The 15,003-nt window shown below is 45.8% G+C and carries 13 protein-coding genes; 6 read left to right on the plus strand and 7 right to left on the minus strand.

The features are described 5' to 3' along the window. Positions 1 to 47: 47 nt before the first annotated feature. The gene (locus BMZ72_RS06830) at positions 48 to 305 is read right to left on the minus strand and encodes a hypothetical protein (protein ID WP_089806510.1); all 258 of its coding nucleotides are present in this window, start codon (positions 303 to 305) and stop codon (positions 48 to 50) included. A gap of 100 nt (positions 306 to 405) precedes the next feature. After that, positions 406 to 657, minus strand: coding sequence for a hypothetical protein (locus tag BMZ72_RS06835; protein WP_089806512.1), 252 nt, complete (start codon positions 655 to 657; stop codon positions 406 to 408). A gap of 120 nt (positions 658 to 777) precedes the next feature. Here BMZ72_RS06835 and BMZ72_RS06840 point away from each other — a divergent pair, with 120 nt between their 5' ends. Together BMZ72_RS06840 and BMZ72_RS06845 are read left to right on the plus strand one after the other, a co-directional pair. Beyond that, positions 778 to 1,446, plus strand: a complete 669-nt coding sequence (locus tag BMZ72_RS06840) for an MgtC/SapB family protein (RefSeq protein ID WP_177222703.1) — start codon at positions 778 to 780, stop codon at positions 1,444 to 1,446. A 14-nt stretch (positions 1,447 to 1,460) separates the two neighbouring features. Then, on the plus strand, positions 1,461 to 2,663 hold the full coding sequence (locus BMZ72_RS06845; protein ID WP_089806516.1) for a DUF763 domain-containing protein: 1,203 nt from the start codon (positions 1,461 to 1,463) through the stop codon (positions 2,661 to 2,663). Here BMZ72_RS06845 and BMZ72_RS06850 read toward each other — a convergent pair. Beyond that, positions 2,645 to 3,922, minus strand: coding sequence for a Na+/H+ antiporter (locus tag BMZ72_RS06850; protein WP_089806518.1), 1,278 nt, complete (start codon positions 3,920 to 3,922; stop codon positions 2,645 to 2,647). The two genes, BMZ72_RS06845 and BMZ72_RS06850, sit on opposite strands and share 19 nt — an antisense overlap. Before the next feature lie 519 nt (positions 3,923 to 4,441). Between BMZ72_RS06850 and BMZ72_RS06855 the strand changes: the two genes are divergently transcribed. Both BMZ72_RS06855 and BMZ72_RS06860 read left to right on the plus strand, forming a co-directional pair. Next, the gene (locus BMZ72_RS06855; RefSeq protein ID WP_089806520.1) at positions 4,442 to 4,957 is read left to right on the plus strand and encodes a hypothetical protein; all 516 of its coding nucleotides are present in this window, start codon (positions 4,442 to 4,444) and stop codon (positions 4,955 to 4,957) included. 127 nt (positions 4,958 to 5,084) lie between these two features. Continuing rightward, positions 5,085 to 7,796 (plus strand): patatin-like phospholipase family protein, encoded by a 2,712-nt coding sequence (locus BMZ72_RS06860; RefSeq protein WP_177222704.1) that lies wholly within the window; start codon positions 5,085 to 5,087, stop codon positions 7,794 to 7,796. Between the two features lie 111 nt (positions 7,797 to 7,907). On the opposite strand, the gene BMZ72_RS06865 is transcribed toward BMZ72_RS06860, so the two are convergent. Further along, on the minus strand, positions 7,908 to 8,600 hold the full coding sequence (locus BMZ72_RS06865; RefSeq protein WP_089806523.1) for a type 1 glutamine amidotransferase domain-containing protein: 693 nt from the start codon (positions 8,598 to 8,600) through the stop codon (positions 7,908 to 7,910). Positions 8,601 to 8,782: 182 nt separating this feature from the next. Here BMZ72_RS06865 and BMZ72_RS06870 point away from each other — a divergent pair, with 182 nt between their 5' ends. After that, positions 8,783 to 10,828: a hypothetical protein gene (locus tag BMZ72_RS06870; protein WP_089806524.1), complete on the plus strand. Its 2,046-nt coding sequence runs from the start codon at positions 8,783 to 8,785 to the stop codon at positions 10,826 to 10,828. A gap of 84 nt (positions 10,829 to 10,912) precedes the next feature. Further along, positions 10,913 to 11,611: a deoxyribonuclease V gene (gene nfi / locus BMZ72_RS06875; RefSeq protein WP_089806526.1), complete on the plus strand. Its 699-nt coding sequence runs from the start codon at positions 10,913 to 10,915 to the stop codon at positions 11,609 to 11,611. A 25-nt stretch (positions 11,612 to 11,636) separates the two neighbouring features. Here nfi and BMZ72_RS06880 read toward each other — a convergent pair whose 3' ends face one another. The 3 genes from BMZ72_RS06880 to BMZ72_RS36300 form a co-directional block, all read right to left on the minus strand. Further along, positions 11,637 to 12,407: a TIGR03915 family putative DNA repair protein gene (locus BMZ72_RS06880; RefSeq protein ID WP_089806528.1), complete on the minus strand. Its 771-nt coding sequence runs from the start codon at positions 12,405 to 12,407 to the stop codon at positions 11,637 to 11,639. 123 nt (positions 12,408 to 12,530) lie between these two features. After that, positions 12,531 to 13,787, minus strand: a complete 1,257-nt coding sequence (locus BMZ72_RS06885) for a putative DNA modification/repair radical SAM protein (protein ID WP_089806530.1) — start codon at positions 13,785 to 13,787, stop codon at positions 12,531 to 12,533. Positions 13,788 to 14,729: 942 nt separating this feature from the next. Continuing rightward, positions 14,730 to 14,912: a hypothetical protein gene (locus BMZ72_RS36300; protein WP_143087630.1), complete on the minus strand. Its 183-nt coding sequence runs from the start codon at positions 14,910 to 14,912 to the stop codon at positions 14,730 to 14,732. Positions 14,913 to 15,003: the final 91 nt, after the last annotated feature.

A 15,003-nucleotide genomic window follows, 5' to 3' on the forward strand; every position in this document is an offset into this window, starting at 1 on the left:
TACCGGAAGGTAACTGTACGTATCTGCAATACCACTCGTAATCAACATTACTTTTGTCTGTTCTTACTGGAATCAGCTACACCTGTTCCATAACGGGAAGAATCTTCTCCGGGATTAATAGCTCCCGGCGGTACTTCTGCTGCCGGAGCTGTATCAGGTGTAACAGTGGGTTGTTCGGTGCCTCCAACAGTGGTTGAATCACTATGACTGCCAGCACCTCCACCACATGCTATAAAACTTGTTGCTCCTGCTACTAACAGTGTATATAACAGGTATTTATATCTACTTACTTGAGTATTTTTCATAAACTACTTTTTGTCAGTTAACAAATACAAGTTGCTACATATATGTCCCTGCATTTTTTTCCACAAATAGTGGACGAAAGTAAACGGCTAACACACAATATTACTTAATCGGCATAGAATCAGGTCTTACGGATGAGGTATCCATTGTCCTGTTCATAGTGTCGACTGTACTGGTTGTGTCAGACTGTATAATGGAGGAACTGTCTGTCGTGTTACCACTTTCCTTTGAACTACCACAGGAAAACAGGAAGAGACTCAGTATAATAGCGAGACACGTTGTAATACCGATCTTACATAAAGCCAGACGAAAGGTTATAGCATTATTACCGAGGTCTTTGTTTTGCGTTCTCATGATTAACTAAATATTTATCCAGGTTAAACAATAACTAAATAATAACTAAATAAAGAGTATGATTTCTGCTAAATGCATAAATAATTATGCCAAGGCTTACATTTGTGACACGACATGCATATGGAACACGCTATTTTTCAGAATATTGAACAACACCAGTTACTTAAAGTAATTGTAGCGATCGTCATTGGCGGACTGCTCGGACTGGAACGGGAGTACCGGCATAAAGCAGCAGGTATGCGTACCCTGACCCTGATCTGTCTCGGTAGTACGCTTTTCACGATCCTTTCCGTAGAACTGGGATATCCATCCAGTCCGGATCGTGTTGCATCCAATATACTGACCGGCGTAGGCTTCATCGGCGCAGGCGTGATCTTCAAAGGTGATTTTACCATAGACGGTATCACCACCGCTGCTACCATCTGGATCGCCTCTGCCCTGGGTATCGCGATTGGAATGAGCCATTATGTGCTGGCCGCCTTTTCTCTGGCAATGGTGCTATTACTATTAATGGGATTAAAAGCCCTGGAAGGCAACATTGGCAGGTGGAGAGAGAAACGCACCTATACGATCAGCTATCCGGCTGACCAGTACAAAGCAGAGGAGTTAACGGCTCTTTTCCGCCAACATAATGTTACATTCAAATTGCTGCTGCAATCGAAGAAAGATGCACTGATAGAAAATAAATACGAAGTGAGTGGTAAGCCGCACGCAATGGCCGCTATCACCGATTTCCTGCTGTCAGATAAAAATATTCACCATTTTGCCGTTCAGGCAAACCCACTTTAGAAGGAGAAAGAGACATGTCGCACGCCGATCTTCCATTACATTACGGACATGTGCCACCCTGGCTGGCACAACGAATGAGCCTCCTGGGAGGCGCTATTGTCGAAACCATTGTAGCGGATTACGGAAAAGGAGAAGTCATCCGCCGGCTGAGTGATCCCTGCTGGTTCCAGGCATTGGGTTGTGTATTGGGGATGGACTGGCACTCGTCAGGCATCACAACCAGTGTAATGGGCGCCTTAAAAAAAGCACTGAATCCCAGGGCACAGGAACTGGGTATCTATATCTGCGGAGGAAAGGGAAAACATTCCCGTCAGACACCCGCGGAATTACTGGCCATTGCAGAACGTACCGGCTTACCGGGACAGGAACTCGTACGCAGCAGCAAACTGGCGGCTAAAGTGGATAATACGGCCATACAGGACGGTTTTCAGTTATATCTGCACTCTTTCATCGTCTCAGACGAAGGCGACTGGGCTATCGTACAACAGGGTATGAATGACGCCAGTAGTATGGCGCGCCGTTATCACTGGCACTCGGCCGCCTTTAAGGAATACACCGAATCTCCGCATACATTTATCTATGGTAAAAATCAGGGACTCATTCTTAATCTCACAGACAGGGAAGCCGTATCCACCAAAGCCGGTATGCTCGAACTGGTAAAGGAAAACCCGGCACACCTGCTGCCGGAGATCAGAAATCTGATCATGCCCTCACACCACGATGTGCGCTCAAAGGATGTGGACCTCAAACGATTGGGAAGTGTACTGGCAGTAGCGCATGAACGTCAGCTGCATGACTTCGAATCTTTATTATTGCTGGAGGGAGTTGGTCCCCGTACCTTACAATCCCTGACACTTGTCAGTGAAGTGATCCATGGTACGCCATCCCGCTTTACCGATCCTGCGCGTTTTTCCTTCGCACATGGCGGAAAAGATGGCCACCCCTTCCCTGTTCCGGTGAACGTATATGACGAAACGATCAGTGTATTAAAAGATGCCGTTAATAAAGCGAAGATCGGCCAGTCTGATAAACAGGACGCCATCCGCAAATTATCAATGCTGTCACAACAGGTTGAAAAGGACTTTATTCCCAACGCGCGGCTGGAAGAACTGATCCAGGAAGAAAGAGATCATTCCTGGCAATATGGTGGCCGTACCGTAATGGGTAAAGCACAACCGCCAAAGAAAAAAGGGGGTGATCAGCTGAGTTTATTCTGACGCTTATATTTACTCATCATCTTCACGATCAGGGGCAGCGTCAGGCCCTGACCTATCAGCGTAAACAATACAACAGCTACTGATATAAAGATGATCTCGTTCCTCAATGGAAACGGCGCTCCGTTTTCAAGCTTCTCCGGAAGACCGATCGCGATAGCCAGTGATACAATGCCTCTCATACCGGACCAGCTGATGATCACACTGGTAGGATAGTCAAGTAAAGTATCCCTTGTCATCTTATGCCGTCTCCGATGTTTGGATGACAGGAATGCCCGTTGCAGATTGACCTTCTGCAAAAATACCCTCGCCATACGAAGTACTAACGCCACAATAGTGATCAGGAAGGCATAACCCAGATAAGGAAGTACCTGGCTCTGATCAATATGTTTTAATACATAAGGATATTGTAATCCAATCAGGATAAAGATCAAACCATTCAGCAGGAAAATGATCACATCCCAGATCGTTTTCGATTGATCTTTCAGACTATCCGGGAAGATCTTTTTACTAAAGCGGGAAATACTTAAGCCTAATACCACCACAGCAATCACACCGGAAACGTGCAACTCTTCCGCAATCCGGTAAGCCACAAAAGGCATGAGCAGCATAAAACTGATCGTCACCATCACATTGCCATGTATACGCGCAAGTATAAACGAGAGCAGTTTACCGATCACAAATCCTACTGCAAAGCCTCCTGCCAGCAGGATCGCAAACTGTAAAGACGCCTGCCAGAAAACAAAAGCAGTTCCTGTTACAGCGGCTACCGCAAAACGGTAAGCCACCAGCGCGGAAGCATCGTTCACCAGACTTTCCCCCTCAAGAATGGTCGTTGTTTTATGGGACAATCCCAGCCCTTTTGTGATCCCAATTGCTGCGACAGCGTCTGTCGCTGATAGAATCGCCCCCAGTACAAACGCCAGTGGCCAGGTCATTCCCGGGATGGTGTAATAGGCAATAACAGCGATCCCAAGGGTGGTAATGAATACCAGTCCGATGGCGAGCGATGTGATCGTATTAAAGTGTGTACGGAACTCATTGGCGGGCATATTAAAGGCCGCGTCATATAGCAGTGGCGGCAGAAAGATCAGGAAGATGATTTCCGGGTTTAGCTCGATGACCGGCATTGTGGGAATAAATCCCACAGCAATACCCGCAGTGATCAGCAATATAGGATATGGCAGACGGATCTTGTTAGCAACTGCTGACAGACCGATCATAATAGCCAGGATCAGAATAACAACGCTGTAATTCTCCATTTATCAGACTCCGCAGGAGCAGCGGTGATTGCAATGAATTGATTAGCAACTGCTCACTTTAAACGGATACGCGAATATATAAAATTTCATCATCTGTTAGTAGTTGCTATAAAACAGAAATCCCGGCATGTAAGCCGGGACCTCTGAAAAATTTCTCTTTCCTGATTATACGCTGGCGTAAGCCAGTTCCGATAATGAAGGGTTTTCATCTTAGGCTGCGATTTGCAACCACCCTTGTTCTTTCCTATTTTTCTATGCTGGCATTACCCAGTTCAGATCAAAATTAAAGAAGGGCTTCATCTGAGGCTACCATTTGTAGCCACCCTGTTAGGCTAAGAAAGAGAAATTGTCTTCTGCTGATTATAGTACGAATTCCGTGCCAGAATAGCACTGTTATGTCTGCTGGATGAGCCATGGCATTCAGCTTTCAGGATTTTATGCCCAAATTATCGGTGGCGTTTTTGTACCGGCTGAGTTTTACTATTTTCGCACAACGTTATTAAATTGATTATCAACCTGATGAAATATAAATTCACCTTATCTGGCCTGTTCACCAATCTCCATTACTTCTTAAGGAATGGCAGGTTCCTTCCCAATAAATTACCTGTCGAACAAATAGAAGACTATCATACCCATTATCTGGGAAGAGCGCAAGACGGAAGTCTGTTCTGGGGATATACTACATTCCTATATTCCCGCCCTCTAGGGGAGCTGGGGAAAGACTGGATGCAGTTCCGGCAGGAATATGCAGTAATGCATTTCTTTACTGCGAATGGCAGGTACATAGAGAGTAAGTCCTGTTGCACAATGCGAAATGGTGTATTGACAGGAATAGATGAAGACGAAATGCTTGAACAATGGGCTGCCGAATTGGGTAACTACGAATTATGTGATATTGAGATCTGCCTGTTTCAGACTAAAATTGATGGCTATACATTCGGCCTGATACCACATCCTCCTTCCGGTTACATCAATCTGTATCCCAGTAACACCATTGGTTTTACTGCTCCCTGGAATGGAGGCTATTACACCTGACAACCTGATTAGCGCACCACCCAAACCGGATAAAGCAGCCAACATAAGCAGCCAAAACATTTTTGGTACAACCTATGTTAACAGGAGTATTGATAATCAATTACAACTGTCACCCCCTGCTTTTCCGATGAAGAAAATATCTGGTAATGAGTTATGGTTACTCTTCACATTGATCGCCTTCCTGCTGCTTTCTGCCTGGCTAGGGCATTTTGATACTGGGATTACCAATAAGGTAAGTCCGGACGGTATCCTTTCTTTTGAATTCAATACCAGCCAGCATACAGGAGAAAAAATGCTGGAGACCTGGAAAGAACAACAGACACTCCATCTTGTAAAATACCAGACCTACTGGGATTTTCTTTTTATCATTATTTATACCTTACTCGCCTGTATACTGCTATACCGCACATTGAGCAAGCCGGGAAAACCCGCATCGTTCTTTCTCAAAGCAGGCGTGCTGATGGCCCTTGTGGCGGGATGCTTGGATATCGTGGAGAATATATTTATCCTGCTGGCCGCATATAACAAAGCGCATTACCTCGCCCTCGGTGTCAGTATCCCGGCGTTTATCAAGTTTGGTCTGCTGGGCATTCTTGCACTTGCGGTACTATATCGATCGCTCAGGTTCCTCTCCTTCAGCGTGTCACTTATCCTACGCACTATCTGGACCTTCCGTATTGTCATTATTGGTCTGCTGTTTACATTGCTGATCTTATGGGGGATGGACCAGGGACAGGATCTGCTGTTAAGTATCAACAGTCATCGTGTAGGACCGGCGGTGACGCTACTGGTTATCACCCTCTTTGCGCTGGCTAACTGGTATTTCCCAAAATACTATGATACAAATACCCGGACAACCTTCACGCTCCATAATGTATTTTTTAGTAGCTGGGATTACGAAGCAGCGCAACACCGGGAGAAGACATTTACAGGCAGATTACTGGGTGCGCTTAGCTTTATGTTGCCGGGTGCCTGCGTGCTGAATGCGATGCAGGTTTTTCGTATTGGTTACTGGCTGGACTTTATCAACCCCTTTATGCTGCTGATCATATTGACGATCCTATACTATCTCATCCTGAAATATGGCTGGTTCTGTAACCGGAAACTGGTGGCAATTATCTGTCTTGTTGTCTTTTGCACCGTATTAGCCTTCGGATTTCAGGATAATAATGATAAGCCTTACTTCCTGGCTTTTTTCGCATTGGATTTCTTCCTTTTGTCCTTTGCATTTCTGTTGTACACCAATATCCGAAAAGGCCTGAACCAGCAGATCATCACGCCTTATATCATGTTCAGTCTGATGGCCGTTGCCGTCTTTTTCCTTGTGGCCAACCTTAATCCAACCTGGTTTGCCTTTAATAGTGGGTATCGTTTCCTGACACTGCCGATCGTTTTCTGCGGTATAATTTTCTATATTTTTGTCTTATCGATGTTGCTGATAATAGGGCTTCGGTACAAGATCCAGTTCATTACCTTTCTGCTGATTGCGGCACTCGTCAGATCGGTGGCCAGCAATAATGAATACCATAACATCCGGTTCATCGAGATAAAGAAAGATACCCTTTCAGCGCCTCCTTTATACGACAGTCTGCATCAATATGCACAGCAATGGCTGACAGTCCGCCGGACGGAAATAAGCGCTTACAATACGCGTTATCACAGACCTTATCCGATCTTTATTATCAATGCTTATGGCGGCGGCATCAGAGCAGCTGCGTGGACAAGCAAAGTCATACATGCGATCGATACAGCCTTGCTTGCAGCAGGATTACACGACAGAAAAGATGCAGCATTCAAATATGATTTCCAGCATTATGTCTTTGCTTATTCCGGCGCATCCGGCGGCACGATCGGGGCTTCTGTATTATGCGCGGAGCGTTTTCACCAGCTGGAACACCCGCAGCAATCTCCCGCTGACTATGCCGCTTTCTATAAAAACGACTTCCTGACACCTGTGCTTATCCCCTTGTTGGGCAGAGATATCTGGTTGTCATTTCTTGGTTTTAAACTCCCGGATGACCGCGCCCGTATCCAGGAACGTACCTGGGAACTCCATGCCCGGCAAAAGGCTGGTTTCGACTATGGACTGCCCTTCCGGAATTACTGGTACAATGCAAATCCTGTTCTCAGATATGAAGTTCCTCTGCTATTTGCCAATACTTATGATATCGACCAGGGTGTAAAAGGGATCACTGCCCCTGTCCTTTTGTCTCCGACCGACTTTCCCGTGGCCTTTCGCATGAACGATGAACTGGAACAATACAATAAAGACACTTCCTTTCCTGACAGACGTCAGCTGCGTCTTAGCACAGGCGCGTTCCTGAGCGCCCGTTTTCCTTATATAAGTCCGGAGGGAAAGTATGATGGACAGCATCATTTCCTGGACGGCGGACTAAAAGAAAACTCCGGTGCAGAAACAGCAGCAGAGATCAGGCGTTGTCTGGAGATGGCCGCCATGTCGGCTGACGGACGAGAAGATAGTTCGATACAGTTCTATATGCTGTCGCTGCCAAATGCCATTAAAGAAACGGATACCATCAGAAAGGCGAAGAACGTATTTGAACTGACAGCGCCTTTTACAGCTTTAATGAACAACTGGGTGGGGAATACTTATAAAGCAGATAGCATAAACGCCATGTTGCAGCAGAAAGAGGGTTATATCTATCAGCTGATACGACCGTCAGAACCGGATGATAAAACAGCCTATAAGCCGGTTTTACCGCTGGGATGGCAGATATCAGATGATGCGCTGGAGTATATGGATAAGAGCATCCGGGATCCGGAAAACAGGAGGAAGATAGACTCGCTGGTGAGGAGGATCTATGAGAAGAATAGATAGACATAGTCAGCAAAAGCGCCGGAAATCGACATTCCAGCGCTTTTGCCAGATATCACATATGATTTGCCCGTAGTACTACGGAGGTGTTTCGGTTTTACCATCTTTTACCTTTTATGCCTGTGCGGCATAGTTTAACAAAGTGTCAGCCGCGAGTACAGAAGACGCTGGATTTTGTCCGGTGATCAGGTTTCCCTCCCGCGTAACAAAAGGCTTCCAGTCATCTCCTTTCTGAAAGTCGGCGCCTCTTTCAATCAGCATATCTTCCAACAGAAAAGGGACCACTTTGGTGAGCTGCGCGGTTTCTTCTTCCGTATCAGTAAATGCAGCTACTTTTTTACCTTTTATCAGCCATTCCCCATCAGGTGTCTTTACATTTTTTAAGGCAACCGGTGCATGGCAAACCAGTGTTACAGGTTTACCGTGATTGTAGAAATCCTCAATCAGTTTTATAGAATCCTGGTTGTCTGGCAGGTCCCACATTGGTCCGTGTCCACCAGGATAGAAAACAGCGTCGTAATCGCTTTCTGAAACGGTATTTAATGGGACGGTGTGACTGAGCTTATCCTGTGTTTCGGGGTCGTTGTAGTATCTTCTGGTGGCCTCAGTTTTGTTTTCCGGAAGGTCGCTTTTGGGATCAATCGGCGCCTGTCCACCTTTTGGTGAGGCGATGACGACATTCTTTCCAAGATCATGCAACTTGTAGTAAGGAGCGGCGAATTCCTCGATCCATAAGCCGGTTTTCTTACCGGTATTGCCCAACTCATCATGAGAGGTAACGACGAATAGAACGTTATCTAGTTTCATAAGTTGTGTTTTTTAGATTAACATTTGGGTGCAGGTAAAGTTTGCCTGTCTTTGCAAACATTATTACCTCTGACCAGCGAACAAGCAGGCGAACTACTCACAACAACTACTATAAAAGCACTACAATCAGTTTTATTTGTTAATCTTTGCCGATACCAGGAAACCCTTTCAACCTAGACCTGATGCAGGAAAACTCAAAAGTATATAGTACTCCGTCTACATCGCAGCCGAGCGCCTTAGCAATCGGAGCGTCGGCAACTGGATTTCCTGCAGTACCTGCTTTACAATTTTTATCACGGAATAATCAGGTGAGCGTCTTAAAGTCCCGTCATCCCGCTCCTTTTCAGCTAAAAGAAGACAGCGATTCTATGCCGGAGACAGTCACTGACAATCAAAACAGAGCAGTTCCTCAGCAGGCATGGCATACCACTCAACAAACGCAGCTATCGTCACAAACTGTTGCTCAGTTAAAAGATGAGGAAGAGGATGATATGAGTTTGGAAGATAATGCAGATAACACATCCCCGAAGACTGGCACTGACGTTGTACAGCGATATGTTATAATTGGACGGAATAAAAAACCATCGGCTCCAGACCACATTCTTGCTGTATTGAAGGCTGTTCGCACTTATTGGAAGGTTAAAAGTATAGTGGGATTTCCGAAGAGCATCAGCAAGGATAAACTATTTAAAGCACTGACAAACAAGAAGTTTGATGGACGAGCAGAGGCTATTACCAGGGTTATTGAGTCCTGGCTAACCGATGATGTTCTTGAAGATCGCCGTTTCCACACCTGGGGGCACCTTGCTGTTGCAGCGAGCAGACAACAACAGATCAATGCCGCAATTGCCAGCAGAACACCTGAAGAGATGCAAAGACGTAAGCGAAGATTCGATGCAATGAAAATGGTAGTCTCAGGCGATGATGCGGAAAAGGTGAAAGATAGTGATCCGGGCACCGAAGAGGAAAAAGGCCTACGGTTAATGTTACCTGAATTGAGAAGGGAGGCAAGCTTTGCTACTGACCTGATAAGCACTGATATAGAGGATGAAAAGACTTTTCTTCCAATCAGGAGACGTAAAAAGAATCGTGCGGGAACAGGCGATCTGCCGGGATATGAAATCCGCTACCGGACATATGAAGGCACAATAAGTCCAAAGGCTAACAACTTTATTCTCGGAGGTAGTCTGCCAACAGATTATGCACCTTTGATGGATGGTTTGATAAAACTGATAGCAGGAGAACTGACCAGTAAAGATCAGGACGTCGATAAAGTTATCGCAAATCTGTTTATAAGAGAAATGTCAGGTGCAGATGCTTTTGCAGACTTTTCCGATTTGGTTAAAGGGCACGCACATAAAATTATAGCCATTATACTTTTCGCGGAATTTTCCAGGTCTTCTATTGCATTGGTGTCTGCCGCCGCTGCATTCCACGCGGTTGCAAGCAGACCAGACGGAACTGCAGAGCCAGGGCTATATGACTCCTTTGCTACAGGATCAGGTAAAGAACGTCCATTATTTGCGGGCAAAGGCGGTCCGGAGATCATGCGTAGTGAGACATTGAGCATTCCAGAAGTAGCAGAAAGGGAAATCATGACCCGACGAGCCCGTGGCGTGGTCGACCTGTTGAATTATCTGAAGGCCGAGAAGGGAGCCGGTGAAGAAGTGACGGATGTTGTAAAACGGAAAACGCTGGAAATGCAATTTGCACTTGTTCCTCATACAAATGGACATAGTTCTAAAATTGCCTGGATGGCTCAGGAGCTGTTTAAGATTATGGGAAAAGTCCTGTTGCCTAAAAATGCTGGCGACAGCTCTTTAGTGACGATTGCAGCACTTGGTTTTGGCTACGAAATTCAACCCGGCGATGAAAACAATTGTGCCATTTACTCCTTACATCACCAGCTGACCTCCCGTCATAGACTAGCCATCCCTAACCAGGCGGCATTTATTGACCATGTAAGAGCCCGCGTCGGCGGACCCATGGACTCTATGATCGACCTCGTTGCACAGGGACAGGCAATGCTTACCGCTGCTCAGGACTACATAACAAATGTGATCCGTTTACCGGCAGTTAATCTATCATTGAATGTATGGGCAGCTACCGGAGATGGTGGTTTGATGGAATTTAATGATGTAACACGCTCCGGCGCGGGCGGACTGCCATGTGTACTTTACTACAATGGTGTTAACCATTTTGATTCATTAACAGGCGGTGCATTGTAGTTGCCAGTCGCATGTCTTTTCCCATACTGAACATTTGCTTTTGGACCTAAATTTGCCTCCTTCTACGTCTTACAATTCCTCCATATGCAACATCTAAACTACGACCATCTCAAAGTTCAGGATGCCACTATCATCCAGAATACCCTCCGCAGTAACATCCTCATCCAGCCTCGCAATTTCCCCATTAACGTCATCGCCGGTGCGGATATCTCTTTCAATAAATTCAGCACCAGCGTCTACGCAGGCATTATCTTATTAAGCTTTCCTGCACTACTTCCGATTGGCTACTCCCTGATAAAAAGAGAAGTCCTCTTCCCTTACGTCCCCGGTTACCTTGCTTTCCGCGAAGTACCTCCTTTAATGGACGCCTGGGAAAATCTCCCGCAAAAGCCCGACCTGCTTGTTGTAGATGGACATGGTATAGCACATCCCCGCCGCATGGGTATTGCATCTCATTTTGGCGTATTAGCCAATACACCGACTGTTGGCTGTGCCAAAACACTCCTTTGCGGACAATACGAAGAACCTGCTTACACAACAGGCAACAGCTCACCATTGATATTTAAAGAGGAAATTGTCGGTGCTGTATTACGCACGAAAAATGCCGTCAAGCCAGTATTCGTCTCACCGGGGCATATGATGGATGTACCATCCGCGGTGGATATCATCAAACAATGTATAGGCAGATATCGCATTCCCGAACCGACGCGTTTAGCACATAATGTAGTGAATCAATTCAGACTGGGAGAAATACCGGAAGGTTATACCGCATTAACAACATAAACAAACCATATCGACCTCAAACCACTCAATCTAACCGCATCTCTGTCAGATACTTCCAATACCTCCGTGGCATATGCTGCAACTGTAATCTCGGGTTCTTCCTACCCACAATATTCGCCTCTTTAAAATATGTATTCCACAACTGCTGGTACAATTCTTCCTCCGGCGCCCATACATTTCCAGTAGTATGATAATGCGGATCATATTCCGTATTAAACTGCAAACGGATAGTCTCTACTTTTTCGAGATTATAATAGATTCCAAACCGCCTGCGTTCATCATAAATGATCCAGTATTGATCCGCATACCGTTCCTTAAAATGTTTCGCGATCAGCGGTAGCACATTGTAATCCGGCGCAACCAGTGAATAGTAGATATTGTCCTTTGTCAGCTGAAAGCGCACAAATGCCTCCATCCTGTGTTTTTCCCGTAGTACCTTACGCGCTGTCTGTGCCACATGCAGTATATACTTATTCCCAAAATCGCCGGTAATATCTTTTTCACTGGAGAACACATGCCGTATAAATCCCACCATATGATCCTCTTCTCCAGCAAGTTCTGAAAGATAACAGCAAAACAACTGCTGCAAATGTTCTTCTGATAATTTCCTGCTTAAACCTACCCACACTCTATCGGCATTGGCCATTATCGTCGGCATAAAGATGACATTCTCAAACAAACCCTGGACATGATCCTGTTCCTTCCGGATAGTAACATCCGTTTTCTTCTGCCAGTACAGATCAAATACTGCAGAAAGGAAGCCATCAAAACTTCCATCATACAACCACGTAGTCATTTTAGTAACATTTAGACTACCATCGGCGAACTATCAACCACAGCACGTGATAGTCCGCCAGACGGTAGTTATTGAGGAATTCATAGCATAGACTCAGTATATTGATTATCGTTCTTCGTTCAATCAAAACAACTGCAACTGCGGACTATGAGCTTTCGCCCATTTACTGTGGGACTGTGCCAACAGTTGCTGACGTATCTGTTCCGGTGTCAGGTCACGTCTTTCAAAAGGACCGGATTTACAGGTAATAAAGTATCTCGCTTTACCGATCTGAACACCCATTTGTTTCAGCTGATCCCAATTCAGGGTACCATGCATGCGTGCTGCACAGATTTTACGCAGACTTTCAATACCAATACCCGGCACCCTGGCAATCAGCATTTTATCGGCCTTATTAATATCTACAGGAAAACTGTCCAGATTACGTAATGCCCAGGATAGTTTGGGGTCGATATCCGTATCCAGATTTGGATGACGCTCATTCAATAATTCATGGGGTTCAAATCCATAAAACCGTAACAGCCAATCAGCCTGGTACAAACGATTCTCCCGCATCAACGGCACCTGACTATGCAAGGCGGGCAATCTGTTATCATTGCTGATAGGCACATATCCCGAATAATATACCCGCTTCAACTGAAACTGTCTGTAAAACCGGGAAGCAAGGTGCATGATCTCCATATCCGACTCTCCCGCTGCCCCTACAATCACCTGCGTACTCTGTCCCGCCGGAACAAAGGTCGGCACCTTCTTCAGCACCTTCCGTTCATCCTCCAGCCGAATGATCTCATTCTGCAAAAACCGGATCGGTTGAATCATCGCCGGCCGGCTTTTCTCAGGAGCCAACAGTTTTAATCCTGCTTCTGTCGGCAACTCCAGGTTCACACTTAGACGATCTGCATACAGCCCCGCCTCCCGCATTAATTCATCACTCGCTCCAGGAATGGCCTTTAAATGGATATATCCGTTGAAATTATGCTCCGTTCTTAGCTTCTTGGCCACCCTTACCAGCCGCTCCATCGTATAATCCGGATCTTTGAAAATACCGGAACTCAAAAAAAGCCCTTCTATATAATTCCGGCGGTAAAAGTTGATGGTAAGATCAACCACCTCCTGCACCGTAAAGGCAGCCCGTTTAATATCATTACTTTTACGCGACACACAATAAGCACAATCATAAATGCAGACATTCGTCAGCAATATCTTCAGTAACGATACACAGCGACCATCAGCAGTATAAGAATGACAGATCCCCATACCCGGATGCGCATTACCCAAGCCCTTGGTCTCGTTTTTCCGGTTACTACCACTTGAGGCACAAGACGCATCATATTTCGCCGCATCTGCCAGTATTGCAAGTTTCTCCTGTATCCTTTCCATAACAATTCAACTGTACATCTAAATTACTAACTATTTTAGTAATTACTAAATAAATTAGTTGACAGTTTATGCACACGAAGAGACTGCCATAAGCTACCAAACGCGACATTTATAATAAAAACAGCCTATTACCTCAACCACCATCATTCCACTCAATAGGATATCACCCACTTTACCTCCATTCTCATACTCCCCATACCCATATTACCTGTATTACCCATATTCCCTATATCACCTTGCCCTCATATCATCTACCCAAATCAACTATCCACATCAACTACTCATATCACCACCCTATATCGCCATCCTATATCATCCCATATTACCCCAATTCCCTTCACCTCCCTATTACCTGATCATCCGGCTCTTACAGCGGCGGTTTCAGATACCTGACGGACCTTAGCTCGTCCCCTGCATCCAGCTACAGCCCCCCAAAGCTCCCCCGCCCAGCCATACCACCACTGCCCAATCATCTTAAAAGCGGGCGTCAGTCCGTCAGGTATCTGAAACCACAGCAAAAGCAGCCCTACACACTTCCCTCCCCCACCTCCACATATACCTATCAAAAAACCTCCCATAATATGCTCATAATACAAAAACGATCAACAGAATCTCTGGCGAAAGAGTCACGCATCAAGTCCACCTATACGCCATGCATGAAGCATGTATAAGGCATGTGAAAGCCTGGGAATAACAGCCAAACCCATCACCTGAGGTTTGGATCAAGTCCACCTATACGTCGTGTATGAAGCATGTATAAGCTATGTCAAAGCCGGGGATAACGGCCAAACCCATCACCTGAGGTTCGGATCAGGTCCACCTATACGTCGTGTATGAAGCATGTATAAGCTATGTCAAAGCCGGGGATAACGGCAAGACCAATTGCCCGAGTTTCGAATCAAGTCCACCTGTAAGCCGTGTATAAAGCATGTATAAGCTATGTCAAAAGCCGGGAATAGGTAGCATATTAGCGTCACCGGTCTCCGGATGTGCTACACTTCGTGTAGTACTGCCAGCCTTCAATCTGATGCCCGCTTTCGCGGTCGTCAATAATTTAGACGCATTTGTTATCAACGTAGGGTCTGCATAGAGGGTATTCCCTGTTGTTGAACCTACTACCTCCATCTTCCCATCGTCAGATGTTTTGGTCGGCTGCGCCCACGGCCCACGCTTCGCGTATACCGTTGTACCGGTACTCCGGGCATTGCGGACACTG

Source organism: Chitinophaga sp. YR627 (assembly GCF_900114995.1).
Taxonomy (GTDB): domain Bacteria; phylum Bacteroidota; class Bacteroidia; order Chitinophagales; family Chitinophagaceae; genus Chitinophaga.